The organism is Bradyrhizobium sp. USDA 4516 (assembly GCF_054055915.1).
The window spans coordinates 646720-663067 of record NZ_JBSRXT010000001.1 but is presented as its reverse complement, the minus strand read 5'-3'; the positions used below and the strand labels follow the sequence as shown (position 1 = coordinate 663067).

The following is a 16348-nucleotide window of genomic DNA, read 5'->3' as shown; positions in this document are numbered from 1 at the left end:
TTTTCGCCGGGACGACGGCGGAGGGAGATGGGCCGTCACCCCGCCGCCGTCACGCAATTCACCCACAGCACCACGGCCTTCGCATCGCGCGCGGGATTGGAGAACCGGTGCGGCCTCCGGCTCGCGAATCTGAAGCTGTCGCCCTGCTTTAGCGTCCAGGTCTCCGTGTCCACCGTCAGCGTCATCTCGCCCTGGAGCACGAGGCCGGCCTCTTCGCCGTCATGGGTATAGAACTCGTCGCCGGTGTTGCCGCCGGGCTCGAGATGCACCAGGAACAGGTTGAGCCGGCTCTCGCTGCCGGCCGGGCTCAGCAGCTGCTTTGAAATTCCGGTGCGCCACAGCTTCAGCTCGGCGCGCTGGACCTCGCGGGTCACGACGCCGCCGGCGCCGTCATCCCTGGGCGTCGCGCCGAACAGCGCGGCGATGCCGACGCCGAGTACGTCGGCCAATGTCGCCAGCACGCGCAGCGAGGGCGACGACAGGCCGCGCTCGATCTGGCTGATGAAGCCGATCGACAAATCGGTGCGCGCGGCGACCACCTCCAGCGACATTTCCTTGCTGCGGCGCAGGTCGCGGATGCGGCGTCCGACCGCGAGATCCATCGCCGGCTCCGCCAACTTGCCGGCCGGTTTCTTCACCGGTTTCCTGCCCGGTTTCTTGGCCGCGCGGCGTGCCGTCGCGGGCCCTGCTGCCGCGCCTTTACGCATTCTCTTGCCGCCGCTCACGTCAGTCCGCTTCCTTCATGTGCATGAAAACCGCTTGCATTGGCCGCGGTTTCGTGACCACAATTTCATATTGGTGAAAATAGGCCGGAACGGCGTCGACCGCAACCAAAAGCCCGAAACGCGCGGGCGATGCGGCGCCAAGGCCAGCTTCGGGAGGTGTTGCGATGTCGTTTCAGCGTCTCGTCCAGGCCGCGGTGGCGGCGCTTGCCCTTGCCTTGATCGCGCCGTCAGGGGCGCAGCAGGTGCTGAAGGTCGGCTCGACCCCGACCGGCATTCCCTTCACCTTCCTCGACACCAAGTCCAATTCGATCCAGGGCATCATGGTCGATCTCGCCACCGAGATCGGCAAGGACGCCGGCTTTACCGTGCAGATCGAGCCGATGCAGTTCTCGGCGCTGATTCCCTCGCTGACCGCGAACAAGATCGACATCATTGCGGCCGCGATGTTCGCCACCGCCGCGCGCAAGGAGGTGATCGACTTCTCCGAGCCGGTCTACACCTACGGTGAAGGTTTGGTGGTGCCGAAGGCCGACACCAAGGCCTATGCCTCGCAGGAGGATCTGAAGGGCACCGTGGTCGGCGCCCAGGTCGGTACTGCCTTTGTCGACGCGCTGAAGAAGACCGGGCTGTTCAGCGAGGTCAAGGTCTACGATACCATTCCCGACATCCTGCGCGACGTAAATGCCGGCCGCCTCAAGGCCGGCTTCGCCGACTATCCGATCCTCGCCTACAATTTGCAGCAGGGCAATTTCGCCGACGTCCGTTTGGTCGACGGCTACAAGCCGGTCACCGTCGGCACCGTCGCGATCGGTGTCCGCAAGAGCGACACCGAGCTGCTCGCGAAGATCAATGCCTCGCTCGCCAAGCTGAAGGCGAACGGCACGATCGCCAAGATCTTAGAAAAGTGGGGCCAGAAGGCCAACGCATCGTGAGTATTCATGTCCCGAAGTGATCCGTCACCCTGAGGTACGAGCGAAGCGAGCCTCGAAGGGTCGACGGCCACCAGCCGGGCCGTACATCCTTCGAGACGCGGCGAAGACGCCGCTCCTCAGGATGACGGAGGTAACGTTCGAATAGTGTCGGGACTGGATACGTTTGAGCCGATGCAAAAATTCTTCCATGACGCCGTCGAGTTCGTGCCGATCCTGCTGCAGGGTGTCTGGCTGACCATCGTCGTCACCGTCGGCTCACTGTTGCTGTCGACGGTGCTCGGGCTGGTGTGGGCCTTGATGCGGGTGTCCGGGATCGGCTTCCTGGTCGGCCTCAGCGCCTCGTTGATCAACGTGATCCGCGGCATCCCGATCATCGTGCTGCTGTTCTACATCTATTTCGTGATGCCGGATTTCGGCATCGCGCTGTCGGCGCTGCAGGCCGCGATCATCGGGCTCGGCATCGCCTATTCGGCCTATCAGGCGGAAAATTTCCGCGCCGGCATCGAGGCGATCGACAAGGGGCAGATCGAGGCAGCGCAGACCATCGGAATGGGCTGGTGGCTCACCATGCGCCGCGTGGTGCTGCCGCAGGCGGTCAGGATCATCCTGCCGCCCTACGGCAACATCATGATCATGATGCTGAAGGATTCCTCGCAGGCGTCCACCATCACGGTGGCCGAGCTGGCGCTGCAGGGCAAGCTGATCGCATCCTCGACCTTCAAGAACACCAGCGTGTTCACGCTGGTGGCGCTGATGTACCTCACCATGAGCATCCCGCTCATCCTGCTGGTTCGGCACTTCGAGAACAAGGCGAACCGCAAATGATCGAGCTCCGCGACGTCCACAAGAGTTTTGGCAAGGTCGAGGTGCTGAAGGGCATCACCGCCTCCGTCGCCAGGAGCGAGGTTGTCTGCATCATCGGCCCGTCCGGCTCCGGCAAGTCGACCATCCTGCGCTGCATCAACGGGCTCGAGAGCTACGATCGCGGCGAGATCAGCGTCGAGGGCGCACGCGTCGACAGCAATGACCGCTCGATCGTGGCGATCCGCACCCAGGTCTCGATGGTGTTCCAGCGCTTCAACCTGTTCCCGCATCGCACCGCGCTCGAGAACGTCATCGAGGGGCCGCTTTATGTGAAGAAGGAGCCGCGTGAGCAGGCGATCGCCCGCGGCCGCGCGCTGCTCGCGCAGGTCGGGCTCGCCGACAAGGCGGAGGTGCATCCGCCAAAACTCTCCGGCGGTCAGCAGCAGCGCGTCGCGATCGCGCGGGCGCTGGCGATGCAGCCGAAGGCGATCCTGTTCGACGAGCCGACCTCCGCGCTCGATCCGGAGCTGGTCGGCGAGGTGCTGTCGGTGATGCGCAAGCTCGCCGACGACGGCATGACCATGGTCGTCGTCACCCACGAGATGGGCTTTGCCCGCGACGTCGCCGACCGCGTGCTGTTCATCGACGGCGGCGTCATCGTCGAGCAGGGCGCCGCCAAATCCGTCCTCAACCAACCCCAGCACCCGCGCACCCAGGATTTCCTGCGCCGCGTGCTGCATCCGCTGTGATCAGGTCACTTGAAATGAACGCGCCAATCCGCCTGCCGCTGCCACCGAGCCTCTATGCCGACACCGCGGTGCAGGCGACGCCGACGCCTCAGCTCACAGCGGACAAGAGCGTACCGGTCGCGATCATCGGCGGCGGCTTCACCGGCCTGTCGACCGCGCTGCACCTCGCCGAGCAGGGCGTGCTGGCGACCGTGCTCGAAGCGCAGGAGCCGGGCTGGGGTGCCTCCGGCAACAATGGCGGGCAGACCAATCCCGGACTGAAGCACGATCCGGACCAGATCGAGCAGGATTTCGGCGCCGATCTCGGCCGCCGCATGATCGAATTCTCCTACGGCACCACCAACTTCACGCACGACTTGATCCGCCGCTACCAGATTCCCTGCGAGGCCAGGCAGAACGGCACGCTGCGCGCCGCCTACAACGAAGCCAGCGCAGGGGCGATCGCGACCACCGCAAAGCAGTGCATCCGGCGTGGCATGCCGGTGAAGCTGCTCGACGCCGCCGAGATGCGCCAGATGACCGGCAGCGACCGTTACCTCTGCGCCATGCTGGATGCGCGCGGCGGCGACCTGCATCCGCTGAGCTATGCGCGGGGTCTTGCGCGCGCCGCGATCGGGGCCGGCGTCGCCGTCCATGGCGAGACCCCGGCGCTGCGGCTGCGCCGCGACGGCGGCCGCTGGCGGATCGAGACGCCGCGCGCGGTCGTGCTCGCCGACAAGGTGCTGCTCGCGACCAACGGCTTTACCGACGATCTCTGGCCGGCGCTTCGCCGCAGCATCGTGCCGGTGTTCTCGTCGATCGCGGCGACCGCGCCGCTGTCCGAGCCGATCGCGCGCGCGATCATGCCGACCCGGCCGGTGCTCTACGAAAGCGGCCACATCACGGTCTATTACCGCATCGACCAGCACAATCGGCTCTTGATGGGCGGCCGCGGCCCGATGCGCTGGATCAGCAAGCCGACCGACGTCGCCTATCTGATCCGTTACGCCGAGCGGCTATGGCCGCAGCTCAAGGGCGTCAGCTGGACCCACGGCTGGAACAGCCGTCTTGCCATCACTGCCGATCACTACCCGCATGTCCATGAGCCCGCGGAGAATTTGCTGATCTCGCTCGGCTGCAACGGCCGCGGCGTCGCGCTCTCGACCGCGATGGGCGCACAGCTGGCGCGCCGGCTGATCGGCGGCCCCAAGGCCGAGATCGACATGCCCGTGACCGGCATCAAGCCGATCCCGATGCACGCCTTCTGGCGGGTCGGCGTCATCACGGCCGTGCTGACCGGCCGGGTGCGGGACCGCCTTGGTGTGTGAGGCATTTAACACAATTACAGAATGTGCTGGGCTAATCTCGCGCGTCGGATATATTCGCAGTCTTTACTGAAAGGCTGTTCATGCAGTGCGAGCGATGCGGTCATGCGAACCGGGCTGGCAACGATTATTGTGAAGATTGCGGTGCGCCATTAGGCCTCAAATGTGACTCCTGTCAGCATGTGAACGGGCCATCCAGCCGCTTCTGCGGCCGCTGCGGCACCGCGCTCGCCGCGGGCAGCGTCCGTCCCGACGCGCCTTCGCAGCGGCTGCTGCGTTCGCTCAGCACCAAGGGCGGCGAACGCAAGAACCTCACTCTGCTGTTTGCCGATATCCGCAACTCGACCAATCTGATCGACAGCCTCGGCGATCCCGAACTCGGCATGCGGCGCCTCGAGCCGGTGCTCGACCTGATGAAGGAAGCGGTCCACCGCTACGACGGCATCGTCAACAAGATCCAGGGTGACGGCGTCATGGCGCTGTTCGGCGCGCCGCCGCGCCCGCATGAAGATCATGCGGTCCGCGGCTGTCTCGCCGCGCTCGCCATGCAGGATTCGGTGGCCAGGCTCGCCGATCCCGGCATGCAGATCCGGGTCGGGCTGCACACCGGCGAAGTCGTCGTTCAAACGGTGGAAAACACAATCTATCAGACCTACGACGCCGCCGGCGCCAACGTCCATATCGCCAACCGGATGGAGCAGATGGCCGATGAGGGGGCGATCCTCATCACGCGGGACACCTATCTCGGCGCCAGGCAATTCGTCGAGGTCATGCCGCTCGGCATGCAGACCATTCGCGGCATCTCCATGCCGGTGGAGGTCTTTCGGCTGACCGGGCTGCTCAGCGCGCCCGCCAGCGACGTTTTCCGCAGCGGCCGCCGCCTGACCTCGATGGTCAACCGGACCGAGCAGATGGCGGCGTTGGAGCATGAGCTGTCGCGTGTAGTTGGCGGCGACGGCCGGGTCGTCGGCATGGTCGGCGACGCCGGCATCGGCAAGAGCCGGCTCTGCTTCGAGTTCGCCGAAAACTGCCGCCGCAAGGGCATTCGCGTCTACGAGGCCCGCGTGCTGGCGCATGGCCGCGCAACACCGTTCCAGCCCGTGCTCGAGCTGTTGCGCGACATCTTCGGCATCCGCGCCAAGGAGCCGATCGAGACATCCCGGCGTCGCGTCATCGACCGCTTCGCCGAGATGGCCGCATCGGAGCAGGAACTGCTGGTGCTGCTCGAATTCCTCGGATTGGCTGATCCGGCGTATCCGGCCCCGAAGCTCGATCCGCGCGCGCTGCGGCTGCAACTGCTCGATCTCGTTCGAACCTTGGTGCATGCGCGCCCCGGCGACACGCCGGCGGTCGTCATGATCGAGGACCTGCACTGGATCGACGCCGCGAGCGAAGAGTTCGTCGAGACGCTGGTCGATGCCATCGTCGGCACCGCGACGTTGCTGGTGGTCAATTTCAGGCCGGGCTTCACGGCACCTTTCATGCAGCGGTCGCACTACCGTCAGATCGCAATCCCGCCGCTGCCGTGGTCCGATTCGAACGAGCTGCTCCGCGAGCATTTCGGCAGGCATCCCTCGCTCGCCTCGCTGAGCAGCAACGTCATCGAACGCGCGCAGGGCAATCCGTTCTTCATCGAGGAGCTTGCCAACACCGTCGTGGAGCGCGGCAATGTCGAGGGCGAACGCGGCAACTACCGGCTCAAGCATGGCGTCGATGCGGTGCCGCTGCCCGCAACGGTGCAGGCCGTCGTGGCCGCCCGCATCGATCACCTCGAGGATATCGCCAAGCAGGTGCTCGAGACGGCGGCGGTGATCGGCCGGCTGGTCGCGATGTCGGTGCTGCGCCCGGTCGCGGCGCTGCCGAACGACGATTTGCAGAACGCCATCGCGCAGCTGCGCCAGGCCGAGCTGCTGTACGACCTGCCGCCCTACGACAAGGGACTGCTGGCGTTTCGCCATCCGTTGATCCAGGAGGTCGCCTACGCAACCCAGTTGCGGTCGCGGCTGACCACGCTGCATGCGACCGTCGCCAAGGCCATCGAGGGCTTCGACTGGGGCAAGCTCGACGAGTTTGCCGGGCTGCTCGCCTATCACTACGAGGCCGCGGGCCAGCCGCTGGAGGCGGTCACCCATTTGCAGCGTGCGGCGCGCTGGATCGGCAAGACCAACTCCGCCGAGGCAATGAAAAGCTGGAAAAAGGTTCGCGCCCTGCTGCAGGACCAGCCCCCGTCCGAATATGTCGACCGGCTGCGGGCGATGTCGAGCGGCCAGATCCTCAACTTCGGCTGGCGTGAGGGGATGTCCGCCGAAGAGGTCAAGCCCTACGCCGAAGAGGCGATCAAATACGCACGCGCGGCGGACCCGGTGCACGAGCCGATCCTTCTCGGCGCCTACGGCAGGATCCTGGCCGCGACCGCGGCCGCCGACGACTATGTCAATCTCGTGCAGGACGCCTTGAAGCTCACTTCCGGCACCGGGGACGTCGGACGGTTTGCGACGGTCAATGCGATGCTGAGCCAGGCGTTCTTCCTGTCGGGTCGTCTTGCCGAGGCGCTCGACGCCGGGCAGGTGGCGGTTGCCGCGATTGCCGAGCAGGGCGGTTTTCACAACAACGTCACACTCGGCCTCAACCCGAACCAGATTCTCGGCTTCGACGTCGAGCACTGGATCAGGTGTCTCGGCACCAGAATTCTGGTGCGGCTCGGCCGGTTCGACGAAGCCGAACGGCGGATCGCCGAGGTGCTGCGGGCCGAGCCGGAGCGCTTCGCCGCCGTCGTGCAGTTCATTCCGCATTTTGCGATGGTGGAGATGGGCTGGAGCCGCGGCCGGCCGGAACTCGCCAAGCCGCATGCGGCGAGGATCGCCGAATTGGCCGAGCAGTCCGGCACGCCCTATCTGCGGGTCGCGGCGCTCGCCAGCGCCGGCCTCGCCAGCGGCGCCGCGGGCGATTTCAAGGTTGCCGCCGCCCAGCTTCAGGAAGCGATCGACTTTGCGCGCTCTGCGCGAGCCGGCCTCGAATTCGAGGCGCGCATGCTGGCGGATCTGGCCGAGGCGCTCTATCGCGCCGCCGACCACCATGCGGCCCTGCAAGCTGTGGACGAGGCGCTGATGGTCGCGCGGCGAAGGACCGATCGCGTCGCCGAACTGCACGCGACCGTGCTGCGCGGCCTGATCATTTGCGCCTTGGGCAGCACGTCACATGAGGAGCTTGACGAGATTGTCGGCGGCGCTCAGAATCTGCTCGATGTCTCGGGGGCAGTCTATTTCACACCACAACTCGATCAGCTTCGATTGCATCTTGAGCGACGCTAGACGCGACGATTTTTCATTTCTGGAAACAAGGTACTGAGGGGGTTTTAATGGGACGGATGATTCAAGACGATACGACGCGCGATGTCCTTGATCTGCTGAACAAGCGGTTTGGTCCCGGCGGGATCATGGAGATGGTGGAGCTGCAAAAGGAGTTCGACATCTTCTCTCCCAATCATCCCCTCGAACAGTCGTTCCGGCTGATCGGGATCGAGCCGGCCGACCGGGTCGAGCGGAAGCGCTGGTATACTTTCCTCGGCACGCTGAAGGACTATCCTTCCGATCAGCCCAATGTGAGCGGATACAAGCGGGTGGTCCAGGCGTTCCGGCAGGCGCTCACGCAGGGTCCGTATCTGCCGGTGCTCGTTAGCGTTCACGCCATGAAGGAAAATCCGAAGGTGACGTTTGCAGCCGATGGCCATACGCCGCTGATCTACTCGACCCAGTCGTATCGGGTTCTGTCGATCCCGACCAAGCCAAGCCAGGTCGCCCGCAAGGAGCTTGCTGCGATGGCGAAGCAGCGGCGGGCCAAAGCCAAGAAATGAGCAAGACGTGAGCATCGCAGCGGAGACCGCAGGTGTCGGCGCCGAAGGCGACCGGGCGCGGTTCTCCGACCTCTATGCCGATGTCGAATCCTACTACAGCGCGCGGGTCGCCAAATACGGCGCCACCCCGCGCGGAGTGGACTGGTCCTGCCAGGCCACCCAGGACCTGCGCTTCGTCCAGTTGCTGAAGCTCTGCGACTTCTCCGCACCGTTCAGCCTGAACGACATCGGCTGCGGATACGGCGCGCTGTGCGCCTATCTCGCAAGGCGCCATCCGCAAGCGGAGATCGACTATCTCGGGATCGACCTGTCGCTCGCCATGATCAGCCGCGCGCGCCGCCGTTTCTCGGCGCCGGGGCGCCGCTTCAAGGTCGGCAAGGGCGGCCTGCGTCGCGCGACCTATTCGGTCGCGAGCGGCATCATGAATGTCGATGTCGGCGGCTGCCGCCGATCCTGGGAGGCATTTGTCGCCGGGATGCTGGCCGACCTGCGCCGCGCCAGCCTGCGCGGCTTCAGCGTCAACTTCGTTACCGGCGGGACGGAAGGCACGGCGGCCGCCGATGCGTCGCCGGTCCAGCTCTATTGCACCAACCCCGAGGCGTGGATCGATTATTGCGAACGCGAGCTTGGCTGCACCGTCGAGACCGTCGACGGCTACGGACTGAACGAAGTCACCCTGCTGGCGCGATGTAGGGATTGCTGATCGGGCTGCGGACTATCGCTTGTCCAGAATCCGCAACTCGGCCGTGGCGCTGGCGACCGTCACATCGCTGGCGTCGATCAGATCGGCTTCGACGATCATGTCGCGGTCGGTCTGCGAGATGACCTTCGCCTTGGCCGTGATCGGGCCGACGCGCGCCGGTTTGAGAAACCGCGTGGTGAGGGTCCTCGTCACGACGGTCCGCGTTGCGGGCAGCGCTGCGAGGGCGCCGAGACCGGTGGCTGAATCCAGCATCGCGGCAAGGAAACCGCCCTGGATCGTTCCATGGCGGTTGGTGAACAAGGGTTGCGCCTCGAAACGGACTGTGGCGATTTCACCGTCGAAGCCCAGCCACTCGCGCCCAAGAAGTTGCGCGCCGGGCGGCACGTCTGCGCTTGCTTCACTCAAGCCGGTCACCGCAATTGTTGTCGGTCCAAAAGTATCAGCCCGTCTGGCTCATGCAATGTCCGCGGGCGCGGGTGGCGAAAGGCGGCAAATCACTGAGTGGCCCGACCTTTTGCAGATCGTGTCGCGAGAATGCGAGCGTGTGACTCACAGGTCGTGCAACACATTCACTGTCGTCCCGGCGAAGGCCGGGACCCATAACCACCGATGGTCGTTGTTTCGCGATGCTGGAACGACGAGCGCGATCCACAATTCTCGCTGCGGCGTATGGGTCCCGGCCTGCGCCGGGACGACGGTGGAGAAGGAGTCGTGCGTATAACTCACCCCTCCGCGACCGCATCTCCCCAGGGCTGGAACGGCTCGGTGACGCCGCTGTTGGTGGCGCCGTCGCGCAGCACGACGCTGGGGCAGGCGAACTTCATCGGCAGGGTCTGGATGCGGGCTTCCTCGAAGTCGAAGCGGCCGCGCAGCGCCTCGCGCACGCTCGCGGGCAGGCGCTTGTCGCCGATCACCACGGCGCCTTCGCTGGCGTCGATCCGGGGCTGGTGGATCGCGGCGTCGAGATCCATGCCGAAATCCATCACGAAGGAGAGCAGTTGCGACACGGCCGGCAGGATGCGGCGGCCGCCCGATGCGCCGGCGGCAAGCGTGCGGCCGTCGGCGGCCTGCGCCACGACCGGCGTGTAGTTGGTCAGGCAGCGCTTGCCGGGCGCGAGCGAGTTCGGATTGCCTTGCGTCGGATCGAACCACATGATGCCGTTGTTCATTGTCAGCCCGGTGTTCGGCGTCACGAATTTGGAGCCGAAGGTCGACAGCAGCGTCTGCGTCACCGCGGCCATGTTGCCGTCGCGGTCGACCGCGGAGAAATGCGTGGTGCAGCTTGGCGCGATTGCTTCGGCGCCGAGCGCGCGCCGGCCATCGACGTCGCCCATGTCCTTCAGGCGCTCGCGATAGGCGGCTTGCAGCGCCTCGGCATAGGCTGCGTAGGCCGCCGCATCCGGACCGCCCTGCGCGGGCGCCAGCGCCTTTTGCAAAAGGCCGAGCGTGCGCGCCATGGTCGGACCCGCGGTCAGCTCCGGCGTCGCATAGACCGTGCCGCCGCGATAGGGAATTTTCAACGGCTCGCGCAGATGGGCGCGGAAGGCGGCGAGGTCGCGCACCGACAGCGCGCCGCCGGCGGCCTGGATGTCGTCGGCGATGCTGCGCGCCAGATCGCCCTCGTAGAAATCGCGCGGGCCGGCCGCGGCGAGCTGCGCCATCGTGGCCTTCAGCCTGTCCTGCGGCATGCGGACCACCGACCTGATGCCCCATTGCGCATTCGGCGGCAGGCCATCTTGCAGATACGCCGCCGCGCTGGCGGGATAGCGCCGCAGATCGGCGGCGGAGCTTGCGATCATCGCGGTGGTCCACCAATCGACCAAAAGGCCGTCGCCGGCGAGCTTGACGCTCGGCGCCAGCAGATCCTTCCACGCCATTTTGGCGTGGCGGCGATGCGCTTCCTCCATGCCGGCAACGACGCCGGGCACCGCGATCGAGCCGGGGCCGTGCAAATTGCGGTCGTCCTTGACCCGCGCCCAGGGGAACAGGTCGGAGGCCGCACCGCCGGTCAGCGGATAATCCTCGATGCGCAGGCCGTCGGGCGCGCGCATGCCGTAGTCGATCACCTCGACGCGGTTCTCCTTGGCGCGATAGAGCACCATCGCGCCGCCGCCGCCGGCGCCGCTCATCCACGGCTCCACGACGCCAAGCGCGAACGTGGTTGCGATCACGGCGTCGACACAATCGCCACCATCAGCCAATACCTCCGCGCCGACCTCGGCCGCCTGGCGCGACTGTGCGGCGACGATGCCGCCCTTGGCGCTGACGGCCGGCTTGCGGATCACTTGCGAGTTGGAGAACTGGTCGGACATGGCGTTGCTTTCGCTGTTCTTGTTGCGGGTGGGACACGTTGGCGTAGCATGCCAAGCATGGCACTGTCAGTGCAACAACAAGAACCAATTTCAGGGAGCGGAAAATGACTGGTGTGAAGCGTGAACGGGACGGCAAGGTCGGCATCCTGACGCTCAACGATCCCGCGAGCCTGAACGCCATGACGCCGGAACTGCTCGGCGATCTCGCGCGCGCCGTCGGCGAGATGAGCCTCGACCCGGACATCCGCGCGCTGGTCCTGACCGGGGAGGGACGCGGCTTCTGCTCCGGGCAGAACCTCAAGGCGTTCCAGTCGCTCGGCGACAATATCTACACCGGCGTGATGAGGCATTATTGGCCGGCGATGCAGGCCTTGCGCGAATGCCGCGTGCCGGTGGTGGTCGCGGTCAACGGCGTCGCGGCCGGCGGCGGCTTCAGCCTCGCGATGTCCGGCGACATCATCCTGGCGGCGCGCTCGGCGAGCTTCATCCAGGTGTTCAGCCGGATCGGCCTGGTGCCCGATCTCGGCTCGACCTGGCTGTTGCCGCGCCTGATCGGCCGCCAACGCGCGCTCGACCTGATGCTGCTGAACGAGCCGCTGCCGGCCGAGCGGGCCAAGGAGTGGGGGTTGGTGCGTGACGTGGTCGACGATGCCAAACTGCTCGACGAGGCGAAGGCGCTCGCCGGTCGTCTCGCGGACGGACCGACGCGCGCGCTGGTCGCGACGCGACAGCTGCTCGAGGAGAGCGAGCACGCCAGCTACGCCGATCAGTTTCGCCGCGAGATCGAGCTCCAGCAGGTGATCCGCGAGAGCGCCGACGCGAAGGAAGGCCGCCAGGCCTTCGTCGAGAAACGCAAGGCTCAGTTCACGGGACGCTAGAGCGGGATGAGCTTACCTAAATCGAGCGGCGGCTCCGCTTCACCTCGCCCCGCGTGCGGGGAGAGCCCGGAACGCATCGTTCGATGCGTTCCGGGTGAGTCTCCGCGAATACAGCTATCACCAGACATATGCGGAGGCAGCCCCTCACCCCAACCCTCTCCCCGTAAGAACGGGGCGAGGGAGCGCAGCGCCGTCGCTGTTCGGCGCAATCTCAGGATGCTCCAGGCCTTGATCGTGCGCGTGCTAGCCGATCGCAATCGCGATCTTGCCGAAATGCGCGCCGCTCGCCATGTGGGCGAACGCTGCCTTGGCCTGGTCGAACGCGAACACCTTGTCGATGACAGGCTTGACGCCGTGCAGGCTGATGCCGTCGCACAGCGCCTGCAGATCCTCGATCGAGCCGACGGTGACGCCTTGCAACCGCTGCTGCTGCATCACCATCAGCGGCAGCCGCGTGTCGGAGGAGGCGGGACCCGCGAGCACGCCGATGAAGGCGATGGTGCCGCCGATCCTGGTGGCGCGGATCGACTCGTTCAGCGTGCCGACGCCGCCGACCTCGACGACGAGATCGACACCGCGTCCGGTGAGTTCGCGCGCCTTCTTGCCCCAATCGGGCGTGGACTTGTAGTTGAGCGTGACATCGGCGCCGAGCTGCTTCAGCCGCGCGATTTTGGCGTCGCTGGAGGATGTCGCGATGACGCGGGCGCCGCACATCTTGGCGAATTGCAGCGCGAACAGCGAGACGCCGCCGGTGCCCTGGGTCAGCACCGTCTGCCCCGGCTTGAGGTCGCCGAACTTGACCACCGCGCTCCACGCCGTGAGGCCGGCGCATGGCAGTGCCGCGGCCTCGATATCGTTCAGATGATCCGGCGTGCGCACCAGCGCATGCGCGGGGAAGACCCGGTACTCGGTCAGCACACCGTCGACGCTGCCGCCGAGCGCCGCGCGCATCCGCGCCTCGCTCGGCTCGCCGGCGAGCCAGCTTTCGAAGAAGCTGCCGATCACGCGATCGCCGGGTGCGAAGGTCCTGACGCCGGCGCCGACCGCCTCGACCACGCCGGCGCCGTCGGAGACCGGCACCAGCGGAAATTTCTGGCGCGAGCCGTAACCGCCCTTGACCGTGAGCAGGTCGCGATAGTTCAGCGTCGCCGCCTTCAGCCGCACCAGGACCTCGCCCGGGCCGGCTTGCGGAACCGGCTTGTCGACCAGCGCCAGCGCGTCGACGCCGCCGGGGCCTTGCAACTCATAGCATTTCACGGAACGTCTCCTGCTCGGTGCTCTTGTCTTGGGCTGCGCTCGCGGCGCTGCCACGCATGCGCTGAGCATATGTCAGGCCTGCCGCGCGTGGCCATAGCGCGCAGTGGGGTTGATGGAATGGCGCCCATGCCCGAACGCGCTGGCGCGCGACCGGGAAATACCGCCAATCTGAGCCGTCAATGAAGTGACCGAGCGGAGGTGACCATGGCTGCCTTGCTTGAGACGAAGCGCGATCTGCTCGCCACGCTCGCACGCGGCGCGGTTCGCGTGCTGCTTGCCGCTGCATGGATCGCTTGCGGTGGTGCGATGGCCGCGGCAGACGACAGCCTCTATCGCGCGCAGACCGTCGTCACCGGCCAGGGCGAGCCGAACCGCATCGTAGGCTTCGGGGCGTGTCTGGAGGACGTCCTGATCAAGGTTTCCGGTCAGCCAATGCTGGCAGGCGACCACCGGCTTGCCGCGTACAAATCGAAGGCCAAGGCGTTCGTCAGCAGTTTCGACTATCACGATCAATATGCCGGCAAGCCGCATCATGACGAGCAGGGCACCCGCGACCGGCCCTACGACCTGACGGTGAATTTCGACGAGAAGAAGATCGACGGCATTCTCGCTAGGCTCGGTCTCAAGCCGTGGCGGTCGCAGCGACCGGTGCTCGGCGTCTTCGCCGAGATGCAGCACGGCCCGAAGGACTACGTCGTCACATCCGACGGGACGCAGTCCGACCTGCAACGCGACGCGCTTGCGGCTGCGGCCGGAAAACGCGGCATGCGCTTCGTGCTGCCCGATACAGCGGCATTGACGAGCGCCAACCTCACCGCCGCCGAACTGTTGAAGACGCCGCCGGCGAAGCTGAGTTCGATCGTCGCCGCGCAAGGCGGCGAGGCCACCCTGCTCGGTCGGCTGGTCTGGGACGACAAGGATCTCGGCTGGGCCACGCAATGGCGGATGGCCTGGCACGGCAAGGATTACAAATGGCAGTTTCGCGGCGTCACCTTCGATGAAGCCTTCCGCCGCGGCATCGGCGGCGCCGCGCAGGTGCTGTCGGGCAATGGCGATCCGGGGCGATCGAAATGAGCTTGCGCGCGCAGCGGCTGGATCGCGCTAGAGCCCTTTCCGTTCCGATTGAATCGGAACGGGGCTCTAGATTCTCATTTTGACGCGTTTTCTTCACGCGAACCGGTATCCACTTCGCTCGAAAACGCTCTACCCGGCGTAGCCAAGCGTCTGCGACGGATACTCCCCGAACATCGCGCGGTAATATTGCGAGAAGCGCCCGAGTTCGATGAAGCCCTGTTCGATCGCAACCTTGGAGACGGTGGTCTGGTCCGGGGTGCTTTCGCGCAGGATCGAACGGATCATGCAGAGCCGCTTGTAGCGCAGGAAAGTCACCGGGCCGACCCCGAACACCTCGTGGAAGGCGCGGTGCAGGCTGCGTCGCGACAGCCGAAGCTCGGTGCAGATTTCCGAGACATGGACCGGGCGCGTGCCCGCGGCGTGCAGATAGTCCTCGACATGGCGCACCAAGCGCATCGCCGACGGCAGATAGCTCGTTCCGTCGGGCGGCAGCGATGTCACGACCGTCGCGGTCACGCAGTCGACGATCGCGCGCCTCCAGAAGTCGGCCGACGCGTCCGTCAAGGCGTCCGGATAGCGCGCGAGGTGCGCGACGATCCGCGGCAGTTTGTCCGCCGCGCCCGTGCCGATCGTGGGGTCGGCGCGAAAGTGGTTCTTCGCCTGCCAGGTTTCGGCGTCGGCGAGCCGCGGCTCGCCGCCGAATATGTCGGGCAGATCGGCGAGGTCGAAGCGGATGGCCGCGTAGGACGAAGCGCTGTGAAAGACCCCGTCATGCTCGACCGACGGCGGAATCACCAGCACATCGGCCGGCTGCATGTCGAACGCCCAATGCGTGACACGGTCGGTCGCGTTCAGCAGCATCCCGATGATCAGCTTGGGATCGGTCGAGATGCGCTGGGTGCGGACCCCGACATTGAATGCGCCGATGCTGAGCGAAAAATCACCGATCCCGACGTGAGACAATGTGCCGCGCAACTTGCCGCGCTCAAGCTGCATGACATCGACATGCGAGCCTTTGACGGCATCGTAAAGACCCTCGAAGCCGTCAAGCTCGCCGGTGCTAACCGTCAGGTGTTGGCCCATATCCACGTTCACAACTGCAGCGCGATTAATCTACTAAAACCAAATGCTTGAAGTCGGTGCAAGTCGGTACAAAAAGTGTGCCCCGCGACAATGTGCCTAAATTGGTTTGATTCGCATGGCGAGATCGTGATGCGGATTTGCAAACGTGCGGATTTTCGCTTGTTTTTCCGAGAAAGCAATAAGGCCGACCGGATCGGATTGATCGAATTGGAGCATCTTTCGTTAAGCCTGCACGCCTCGGGGTTGAGATTGGCACAAAGTGCACATCACTTGTATAGTGCGTTTCGCTATCGTTTGAACTGACAGCAGAATTCGCTCGTGACAACGTCCAGTGGAACGAGGCACGATGGAGAGCACTGTGCATGCAAGTGTGCACATGGATTGGCAACGGAGGAGAAAGGGAAGAAGACCTGACGGATCAACGCTGCCGAAAAGTGCAGCACAGAAAAATGGAAGGGCGCGACAATGCACTCAGGCACGATGCAATCATGCACGACGTTCGGTCACCGAGATCATAAGGCTCCGATCTTCAACAGGATTTTCCGTCTGGCGCTCGTTGGAGCAGCCGCGATTGTCGCGCAAGCAGGCCCGGCGTCGGCGGTCAGCATCGGCTCTTCCGCTTCACTGCCGATCATCACACAGCAGGAAGGCAGCGGTAACGTTGTGCAGGTGCG

Annotated in this window: 14 protein-coding genes; 9 read left to right on the top strand and 5 right to left on the bottom strand. The window is 65.4% G+C overall.

The features are described 5' to 3' along the window. Positions 1–35: 35 nt before the first annotated feature. The gene (locus ACVI1L_RS03060; protein WP_456782264.1) at positions 36–707 is read right to left on the bottom strand and encodes a cupin domain-containing protein; all 672 of its coding nucleotides are present in this window, start codon (positions 705–707) and stop codon (positions 36–38) included. Between the two features lie 182 nt (positions 708–889). Here ACVI1L_RS03060 and ACVI1L_RS03055 point away from each other — a divergent pair, with 182 nt between their 5' ends. The 7 genes from ACVI1L_RS03055 (at position 890) to ACVI1L_RS03025 (ending at position 9070) form a co-directional block, all read left to right on the top strand. Continuing rightward, positions 890–1657 carry an ABC transporter substrate-binding protein gene (locus ACVI1L_RS03055; protein WP_057015171.1) on the top strand — a complete coding sequence of 256 codons (768 nt, stop codon included), beginning with the start codon at positions 890–892 and terminating at the stop codon, positions 1655–1657. A 171-nt stretch (positions 1658–1828) separates the two neighbouring features. Continuing rightward, positions 1829–2482 carry an amino acid ABC transporter permease gene (locus ACVI1L_RS03050; protein ID WP_229191948.1) on the top strand — a complete coding sequence of 218 codons (654 nt, stop codon included), beginning with the start codon at positions 1829–1831 and terminating at the stop codon, positions 2480–2482. Then, positions 2479–3210: an amino acid ABC transporter ATP-binding protein gene (locus ACVI1L_RS03045; RefSeq protein WP_038378946.1), complete on the top strand. Its 732-nt coding sequence runs from the start codon at positions 2479–2481 to the stop codon at positions 3208–3210. Before ACVI1L_RS03050 ends, ACVI1L_RS03045 begins: the two co-directional genes overlap by 4 nt. A 14-nt stretch (positions 3211–3224) precedes the next feature. Beyond that, positions 3225–4517 (top strand): FAD-dependent oxidoreductase, encoded by a 1293-nt coding sequence (locus ACVI1L_RS03040; RefSeq protein WP_456782263.1) that lies wholly within the window; start codon positions 3225–3227, stop codon positions 4515–4517. Between the two features lie 80 nt (positions 4518–4597). Next, positions 4598–7825, top strand: coding sequence for an AAA family ATPase (locus ACVI1L_RS03035; RefSeq protein WP_456782262.1), 3228 nt, complete (start codon positions 4598–4600; stop codon positions 7823–7825). A gap of 47 nt (positions 7826–7872) precedes the next feature. Beyond that, positions 7873–8367, top strand: a complete 495-nt coding sequence (locus tag ACVI1L_RS03030) for a hypothetical protein (RefSeq protein ID WP_057015167.1) — start codon at positions 7873–7875, stop codon at positions 8365–8367. 7 nt (positions 8368–8374) lie between these two features. Continuing rightward, the gene (locus ACVI1L_RS03025) at positions 8375–9070 is read left to right on the top strand and encodes a class I SAM-dependent methyltransferase (protein WP_456782261.1); all 696 of its coding nucleotides are present in this window, start codon (positions 8375–8377) and stop codon (positions 9068–9070) included. Positions 9071–9082: 12 nt separating this feature from the next. Here the strand turns inward: ACVI1L_RS03025 and ACVI1L_RS03020 are convergent, their stop codons facing one another. Both ACVI1L_RS03020 and ACVI1L_RS03015 read right to left on the bottom strand, forming a co-directional pair. Beyond that, positions 9083–9484: a PaaI family thioesterase gene (locus tag ACVI1L_RS03020; RefSeq protein ID WP_244558637.1), complete on the bottom strand. Its 402-nt coding sequence runs from the start codon at positions 9482–9484 to the stop codon at positions 9083–9085. A 308-nt stretch (positions 9485–9792) separates the two neighbouring features. Next, complete coding sequence (locus tag ACVI1L_RS03015; protein WP_456782260.1) at positions 9793–11382, bottom strand: gamma-glutamyltransferase; 1590 nt, start codon at positions 11380–11382, stop codon at positions 9793–9795. Between the two features lie 104 nt (positions 11383–11486). On the opposite strand from ACVI1L_RS03015, the gene ACVI1L_RS03010 reads away from it, so the two are divergent. Then, entirely contained in the window at positions 11487–12260 is a 774-nt protein-coding gene (locus ACVI1L_RS03010; RefSeq protein WP_026193208.1) for an enoyl-CoA hydratase-related protein, read from the top strand. A gap of 243 nt (positions 12261–12503) precedes the next feature. On the opposite strand, the gene ACVI1L_RS03005 is transcribed toward ACVI1L_RS03010, so the two are convergent. Next, positions 12504–13517, bottom strand: a complete 1014-nt coding sequence (locus tag ACVI1L_RS03005) for a zinc-dependent alcohol dehydrogenase family protein (protein WP_456782259.1) — start codon at positions 13515–13517, stop codon at positions 12504–12506. A 204-nt stretch (positions 13518–13721) separates the two neighbouring features. On the opposite strand from ACVI1L_RS03005, the gene ACVI1L_RS03000 reads away from it, so the two are divergent. Continuing rightward, positions 13722–14591 carry a DUF2066 domain-containing protein gene (locus tag ACVI1L_RS03000; protein ID WP_456782258.1) on the top strand — a complete coding sequence of 290 codons (870 nt, stop codon included), beginning with the start codon at positions 13722–13724 and terminating at the stop codon, positions 14589–14591. 129 nt (positions 14592–14720) lie between these two features. On the opposite strand, the gene ACVI1L_RS02995 is transcribed toward ACVI1L_RS03000, so the two are convergent. Then, on the bottom strand, positions 14721–15674 hold the full coding sequence (locus tag ACVI1L_RS02995; RefSeq protein ID WP_168856254.1) for an AraC family transcriptional regulator: 954 nt from the start codon (positions 15672–15674) through the stop codon (positions 14721–14723). Positions 15675–16348 lie beyond the last annotated feature (674 nt).

Coding starts and splice junctions, on each gene's coding strand:
- ACVI1L_RS03010 (WP_026193208.1), top strand. CDS start 11,487: ATGACTGGTGTGAAGCGTGAACGGGACGGCAAGGTCGGCATCCTGACG.
- ACVI1L_RS03040 (WP_456782263.1), top strand. CDS start 3,225: ATGAACGCGCCAATCCGCCTGCCGCTGCCACCGAGCCTCTATGCCGAC.
- ACVI1L_RS03055 (WP_057015171.1), top strand. CDS start 890: ATGTCGTTTCAGCGTCTCGTCCAGGCCGCGGTGGCGGCGCTTGCCCTT.
- ACVI1L_RS03015 (WP_456782260.1), bottom strand. CDS start 11,382: ATGTCCGACCAGTTCTCCAACTCGCAAGTGATCCGCAAGCCGGCCGTC.
- ACVI1L_RS03035 (WP_456782262.1), top strand. CDS start 4,598: ATGCAGTGCGAGCGATGCGGTCATGCGAACCGGGCTGGCAACGATTAT.
- ACVI1L_RS03000 (WP_456782258.1), top strand. CDS start 13,722: ATGGCTGCCTTGCTTGAGACGAAGCGCGATCTGCTCGCCACGCTCGCA.
- ACVI1L_RS03060 (WP_456782264.1), bottom strand. CDS start 707: ATGCGTAAAGGCGCGGCAGCAGGGCCCGCGACGGCACGCCGCGCGGCC.
- ACVI1L_RS03050 (WP_229191948.1), top strand. CDS start 1,829: ATGCAAAAATTCTTCCATGACGCCGTCGAGTTCGTGCCGATCCTGCTG.
- ACVI1L_RS02995 (WP_168856254.1), bottom strand. CDS start 15,674: ATGGGCCAACACCTGACGGTTAGCACCGGCGAGCTTGACGGCTTCGAG.
- ACVI1L_RS03045 (WP_038378946.1), top strand. CDS start 2,479: ATGATCGAGCTCCGCGACGTCCACAAGAGTTTTGGCAAGGTCGAGGTG.
- ACVI1L_RS03030 (WP_057015167.1), top strand. CDS start 7,873: ATGGGACGGATGATTCAAGACGATACGACGCGCGATGTCCTTGATCTG.